This is a genomic window from Paenibacillus sp. P4_A7 (assembly GCF_056402455.1).
The window spans coordinates 1-6,283 of record NZ_JBFUHJ010000321.1 but is presented as its reverse complement, the minus strand read 5'-3'; the positions used below and the strand labels follow the sequence as shown (position 1 = coordinate 6,283).

General features: G+C 40.4%; 6 protein-coding genes. 1 reads left to right on the top strand and 5 read right to left on the bottom strand.

Translation table 11 applies throughout. The annotated features are described in order from the left end of the window. Positions 1–2 precede the first annotated feature (2 nt). From AC1DWN_RS25000 to AC1DWN_RS24980, 5 genes are read right to left on the bottom strand one after another with little or no spacing between them, the layout of a single operon-like run. A complete protein-coding gene (locus AC1DWN_RS25000; RefSeq protein ID WP_477561604.1) occupies positions 3–1,334 on the bottom strand; it encodes a UDP-glucose dehydrogenase family protein in 1,332 nt (443 codons plus the stop codon). Beyond that, a complete protein-coding gene (locus AC1DWN_RS24995) occupies positions 1,331–2,152 on the bottom strand; it encodes a GT-D fold domain-containing protein (protein ID WP_477561603.1) in 822 nt (273 codons plus the stop codon). The genes AC1DWN_RS25000 and AC1DWN_RS24995 overlap by 4 nt, the downstream gene beginning before the upstream one ends. Then, a complete protein-coding gene (locus AC1DWN_RS24990) occupies positions 2,149–2,994 on the bottom strand; it encodes a glycosyltransferase family 2 protein (RefSeq protein ID WP_477561602.1) in 846 nt (281 codons plus the stop codon). Before AC1DWN_RS24990 ends, AC1DWN_RS24995 begins: the two co-directional genes overlap by 4 nt. Before the next feature lie 2 nt (positions 2,995–2,996). Beyond that, entirely contained in the window at positions 2,997–4,073 is a 1,077-nt protein-coding gene (locus AC1DWN_RS24985; protein WP_477561601.1) for a glycosyltransferase, read from the bottom strand. Beyond that, the gene (locus AC1DWN_RS24980; protein WP_477561600.1) at positions 4,070–5,104 is read right to left on the bottom strand and encodes a CotS family spore coat protein; all 1,035 of its coding nucleotides are present in this window, start codon (positions 5,102–5,104) and stop codon (positions 4,070–4,072) included. Before AC1DWN_RS24980 ends, AC1DWN_RS24985 begins: the two co-directional genes overlap by 4 nt. Before the next feature lie 136 nt (positions 5,105–5,240). On the opposite strand from AC1DWN_RS24980, the gene AC1DWN_RS24975 reads away from it, so the two are divergent. After that, positions 5,241–6,283 (top strand): glycosyltransferase (locus AC1DWN_RS24975; protein ID WP_477561599.1); only part of this gene is annotated, 1,043 nt, incomplete at its 3' end.

The window sequence follows — 6,283 nt, the reverse complement described above, 5'->3', positions numbered from 1 at the left end:
ATTCATATCGTTTCCCCCCGCGCAACACCGACGTATTTCCAGCCCAAATGACGCATTTCCTCTGAGTCAAGAAAATTTCTTCCATCGAATAAATAAGGATTTCCCGTTTTCTTAACCCACTCTTGCCAAGGATAGGAGGAAAATTGCGACCATGATGTCGTCAACAGGACAGCATGAACCCCAGTTGCCGCTGCGTTATCTACCGAAACTATTTTAATTTTCGCCTTTTCACGAGCATCAAGTCCTTTTGTCCAATGGATTTGTTCTACGGAAGAAACTGTCGGATCAATTACTCTAATCTCATCAATCTCTTTATCAAGCAATTGTTCCATCAAACGAATGCCTGGAGACTCCCGCTGATCATCCGTATCTTCCTTAAAGGTGACACCTAGCACGAGTACCCGTTTTCCTTTTAAAGGAAGCAACGACTCTATCTTCTGGATAAACCAATCTATTTGAGTGTCATTGATAAGCTTTACTTGCTCTAGAAGACTCAAATTTATATTCTTTTGCCGAGCAAGATAAAGAAGTTCATTTACGTCTTTGGGAAAACAAGAGCCCCCATAACCAATACCTGCATACAAATGATGGGGTGAAATGCGCGGATCCATTCCCATTCCCGCTGCGACTCCGCCAATATCCGCACCCACGAGGTCAGCTAACCGAGCAATTTCATTGATATAGGAGATCTTAGCGGCTAAAAATCCGTTCGAGGCGTATTTGATCATTTCAGCCGTTTCATAGTTGCATATAAAATACGAGGTTTGTAAGGGAGTATATAATCGTTTTACTTTCTCTATTGCCTGTATATCATCCCCGCCGATTACAGTTCGAGAAGGATGAAGAGAATCGTGAAGTGCTTCGCCTTCACGTAAAAATTCAGGATTTGATATCACTTCTATTGGGAATTTACTGGTATCTATCTTTTCGGTCAATTGAAGCTTCATCCACCGATTTGTTCCAATAGGCACCGTGCTTTTGGTGACAACAATCTTAGGTTCATTAATATATTCTGCAATGACGTCCAACACTTGTTGAAGATACTTTAAATCGGCATTTCCGTTAGGGGTTGAGGGGGTGCCTACCGAAATCATTAATATTTCACTTTGAATAATGGCGGTCATGCTATCTGAAGTGAAAATAATCCGTTTATCTTTCAGCAGATCCTTAAGCAAAGGTTCTAACCCAGGTTCACTAAACGGAAGGATGCCTTCATTTAACTTCCTCACTTTGACGTTATCGACATCATAGCCGATGACGTCATGACCGAGATAAGCTAATACAAGCGCTGTCGTAGTACCAACATATCCCGAGCCAATGACGGTGATCTTCAAGTCTGCTCTCCTCCTTCTGCTGATTCCCTATAGTGATCTGCCTTTCCGGGATTCCATGACTTAACTTTTGGGTCTCCTTTTATCATGAATATTGCTGATTTGCCAAAATCAATCGCAATACGATTCTGTTCATCCGCGAGTAGCTGCGCCAATATAACGGCATTAACTCCCGCGGAAATAAATACGATATCACATTCAATTGCTTTCATCTTCTGCATTACTTTTGGAATCTCTTCATAGCGATTAATCTGGATCGTCTTTACAAATTTTATGTCAAATGCTCCGTATCTGCTTATTAATAGATTTTTGAAATCATCGGCCCAGCGGGAAATGACAACCACCTTTTTGCCTCTTAACTTCTCCCAAAACTGATGGTGTTCAACCATGTGACGGTTCACGAAGGTATGGCACAGCTGTTTAGGATGCAGATTATATTTTTCAAAACATTCATCCGTCAAGGGACGCAAATATCGCTGTCTGGCCAATATCTCTTTATCATCGTAATAAGGAATACCGACAATATCCGCTTTTGCTATCGCGTCAACTAATTGGTCACGAAGCTTAATATTTGGCAACCGGACTCCCTTCCAATTCGTGCTGCGAGACAGTCTACCCCAACGTGTTGAAAGTGTTTTTTTAATAGGCCACACTTTGTACTGCGTTAGGCAGATGTTTTCCCCGTCACCAATCCGAATAATGGAGAGTGGCTTCTTCTCCTCCAGTGCTTTGCCGATCTCTTCAATTACTTCCAATGTGGTTAACCACTTTTCTTCCGACCTAGAGACCGAATCTATCTTTTGTTGTTCATCTACATTCATTTTCTGATCAGCCTGCCTACTTTAAGCCGACCTTTTACCCAAACGAATTTTGCCTTATACTTGTTTCCCCAGCGCTTCAATGCTCTTTTGTACAAAAATCTAGTAACCTTGGCATACTTATGCCGATTTTCTATTCTTGAATTATTTTTTTTATGCTTCAAACGGTTATATAAGCTTTTTCTTATTATTTTGAAGGAATAACGTCCGGCAAGCTTAAGCAGAATTTGTCTATCCTCTGCAAAACGACCATTTTGCGGAACCCTCCTCGACCAGCCTCCGACCTTGCGAAGCGCTTCTGTACGGTAAAAACGAGGATAAATCATCGGATGATAGGTAATGAATTTATATTTGCTTGTAATCTTTTTCTTTTTTTTCTTTTCTACATACTTAACCTTACCCCTTCTAGCGGTCTTCCATATTTTCTCATGCCCATAAACTAAGCCCGTCTTTTTTCCTGACTTCTCCATCTTATCTAGACAGGCTTCAAGCGTATTTGGCTCATACCAATCATCTGCATCAAGCTGTGAGAAATAAGGTGTATCTACTAAAGACAGCCCATGATTTAACGTATGCGACACACCTTTATTTTTCTTTAATCTCACATAACGGATTCTTGGATCATCTAAGTAGTGTTTAACTACCTTTTTCGTATCGTCCTTAGAGCCATCATCAACAATCAACAGCTTCCATCTTTTGGTTGTTTGGCCTAGTATACTTTCAATACCCCTCTTTAAAAACTTAGCACGGTTATACGTTGGAATAACCACAGTAACTAGAGCAGCATCATTGACGGCTTCCTCACTTGTTTCATCAACTTGGCTCGTCGTTTCGTTTGTATCCATAATCATCGCCCCTTTCTGATTAGGTTGCTGTATATTTCCTCTAATTTCTGAACCTGCTTCGCTGAGTTAAACTGCTGCTCTATTTTCTCGCGTCCGTTCTTACCCATCTCTTCTCGTAAAGCTGGGTTTTCTATTAATAGCTTGATTTTTTCCGCCAGCTTCTTTGTATTTTTTTCAGGAACCAAATAGCCTTCCTTTCCATCAGTGACCAATTCCGGAATACCTCCATGCCGCGTAGATACAATCGGAATACCAGTAGCCATCGCTTCCTTAATGGCATTTGGAATCCCTTCATGGTTCCCATCCTTCGTCGTTATGCTGGGAAGACAAAATACATCCGCTTGAATTAAAAATTCAGATAGCCTGCCATGAGCTACCAGCCCTTCCAATTGAACGGATTTTTCAAGCTTCAATGATTTGATCTGACGTTTGATTTTTTTCTCCTCTTCCCCTTCTCCCACAATAATGAGTCTGCATGAGGGATATCGATCATGTACTTTTTTGAAAGCCTTCAATAAATAGCGGAACCCCTTCTTAGGATGAAGGCGTCCGACAGATATAATCGTAATGGCATCTTTTTTGGGTTCACGCTTTGTATAGAGGAATTTGTTCAAATCGATGCCGCTATACATAATTTTTATTTTATTAGGGTGGCATCCCCATTTAATCAACTGCCCTTTCATATGACGGGACGGTACCGTGAATTTATTGCCGATTCTGAATAATCTAGGCAGCTTGCGGTGATAATCTTTTTTCATCGACATTTTTGCAGGTAAGTCAAAACCGTGAAAAGACGTTAGCATAGGAATTCGAAGCTGCTTTTTGACCGCCATTAATCGGACCCCCGCATTTCCAAAACGGGCGTGTATGAGCTTGATTTTTTTTCTTCTGAATGCTTTAACCATTTTTCTATGACTATGTGGCAGTTTTTTAATTCTGGAAAAGGGGAAACGATTTACGTTCATTTTCTTTCGTGTAAACACGATTGGTTTATAATCTTTAATATTTTTCAGCTCTTCATAAATAAATGTTTCAGATGGAGGAAGGTAACGCATGCGGACAAATGCGATTCTCTTCAATTCAGTCCCTCACCTTCTAGGGTACCTTTGTTACTCAAATAATGTTTGTATATATACGATGCTTTTTTCTTTTCTTGTTTGATCCTGTGTTTTAGTTCTTCTTTGCTCATTCCGACATATTTTTTTTTGCGGAGCAGCCTCTCGAAAATATGCGGAAACAGCAAGTCAATGAAGACAAGCTGCTTGATTTCTGGAGAGAGTGGATTATAGCGTTCATATGTCTTCATCATGCTTTTGAATTCTTCCCCTGCAAATGGGTGACTTTTCGTGTACATGCTATATGTGCGGATTAGGTCTTTTGAGGGGAGATCATAACGAATATCCTCAAAATCGATCAGTGTAACCGCATCTTTCCCATCAATCAGATTATTGTGATGAAGATCGCCATGCACTAGACTCTTGGCAGAAACAAGTCCTTTCATATAGTCTTCGTACCGGCTGTTTTTCAGTGCTTTGAGTGCTTTTTTGGCCATCTTTCGGAAAAAGGAAATTTCACGGCTGATGATTGATTCCGCCTGATTTTTTGATGATTTATGTTCTTTTTTCCAGCGTTCTATCGACTTTAAACGGTCCTTGTATTCATTTATCCAGTTGGGATGTTCATATACTTTTACATCAGAAGGATAATCTAGATCACGAGATGTAAAGTGAAATTTAGCCATTACTTTCACGATTGCTTCAAGGTCTTCCTTATGACGCAATCGCATACTTTTACCATCAACCCATTCATATAAGACATAAGGAATATCCTTATGATTCAAATATAAATCGCCTTTTAACGTCGGTGTCGGCTGGGCTAGATCAACACCGCTCTGAGACAGCATCTGCTCCGATTTAGCGATAAATAATTGTCGTTCAGGCGATATATATAAGCTTTTCAGAGCATATTTCTCACCCTTCCCAGCGACAATACGAGCAACATAGCTGGATTTTTTTTCATGCTTGATGACGTCCCACTTCTTGATTCTAATTCCGAAGTCATTTTCTACCTTACGTTTTAGTCTCTCGATTACGCTCACGTTTCCTTTCATCCCTTTCCACTCTTCTTACCACACTATGCAAAATCATATAAAAAGCGTGGGCAAAAAGGTTCTTTTCTCGAAACGTTGCCATCACCTACACGGTTGTCTATACATCCTGCTCAAACTCATCATAAATTAAGGATGAATGTATAAAACATCAAGGGAGGTAAACTTTCTGAACAACATCGCTGTTGTCCGTTCTGTGTTTTTGCCGATCAGCGAAACTTTTATTTACGGCGAGATCCGGCAAATGAAACGTTATGAACCTTACATCTTTTGCGAGAAAAAACAAAACAAAGATTGTTTTCCACATAAAAACGTAATCGTCTCCCCCAATTATCACAAATTGGAATCCATGCTTGAAAACAACCATTTCAAGCTCATTCACGCCAGGTTCGGGACGTCAGGCATCAGAATGCTACCGTTGAAAGAAAAGTGGAGAGTTCCACTCGTTACTTCCTTTCATGGATGCGACTCGCCTAGCACCGATAAAATGAAAAAGCGTATGAAATCGTTGCTGCGTCTTTTTTCTATCGGGGAATGCTTCACAGTCCCTTGCCAAGCGATGAAAGACGAACTCATTAAATATGGCTGTCCGGCAAATAAGGTTTCTGTCCAATACAGTGGAATAGATTTGAATCAATTCATATATAAAGAACGTTATTTCCCCTCAGATGGACAGGTGCGGATCGTTTATGTTGGAAGACTTGTCGAAAAGAAAGGTGCTGCTTTGCTAATTAGAGCTTTTCAGCAAGTAAATCAGATTTACCCGCAAGCCCAGCTAAGCATAATAGGAGACGGTGTACTGGCAAAAAAATTGAAACGATTAACAAAAGTATTGAAGCTGGAACACCTTATATCGTTTTTGGGTGCTCTTCCTCATCATCAGGTAGCCAAACATTTAGAGCAGTCCCATATTTTTTGCCTTCCTAGCATGAAGGATCGTGTAGGTAACATAGAAGGTATTCCTAATGCAATCAAAGAAGCTATGGCATGTGGACTGCCCGTTGTATCTACCCTTCACTCAGGAATTCCTGAATTGATTGATAATGGCCAAACAGGGCATCTTGTCGCTGAAAAAGATAGTAATGAACTAGCACGTAAGCTTATTGATTTGATGAAACACCCAGACACATGGAGACAGCTCGGGTTAAAGGCGCGATTAAAAATTGAGACAGACTTCAATCG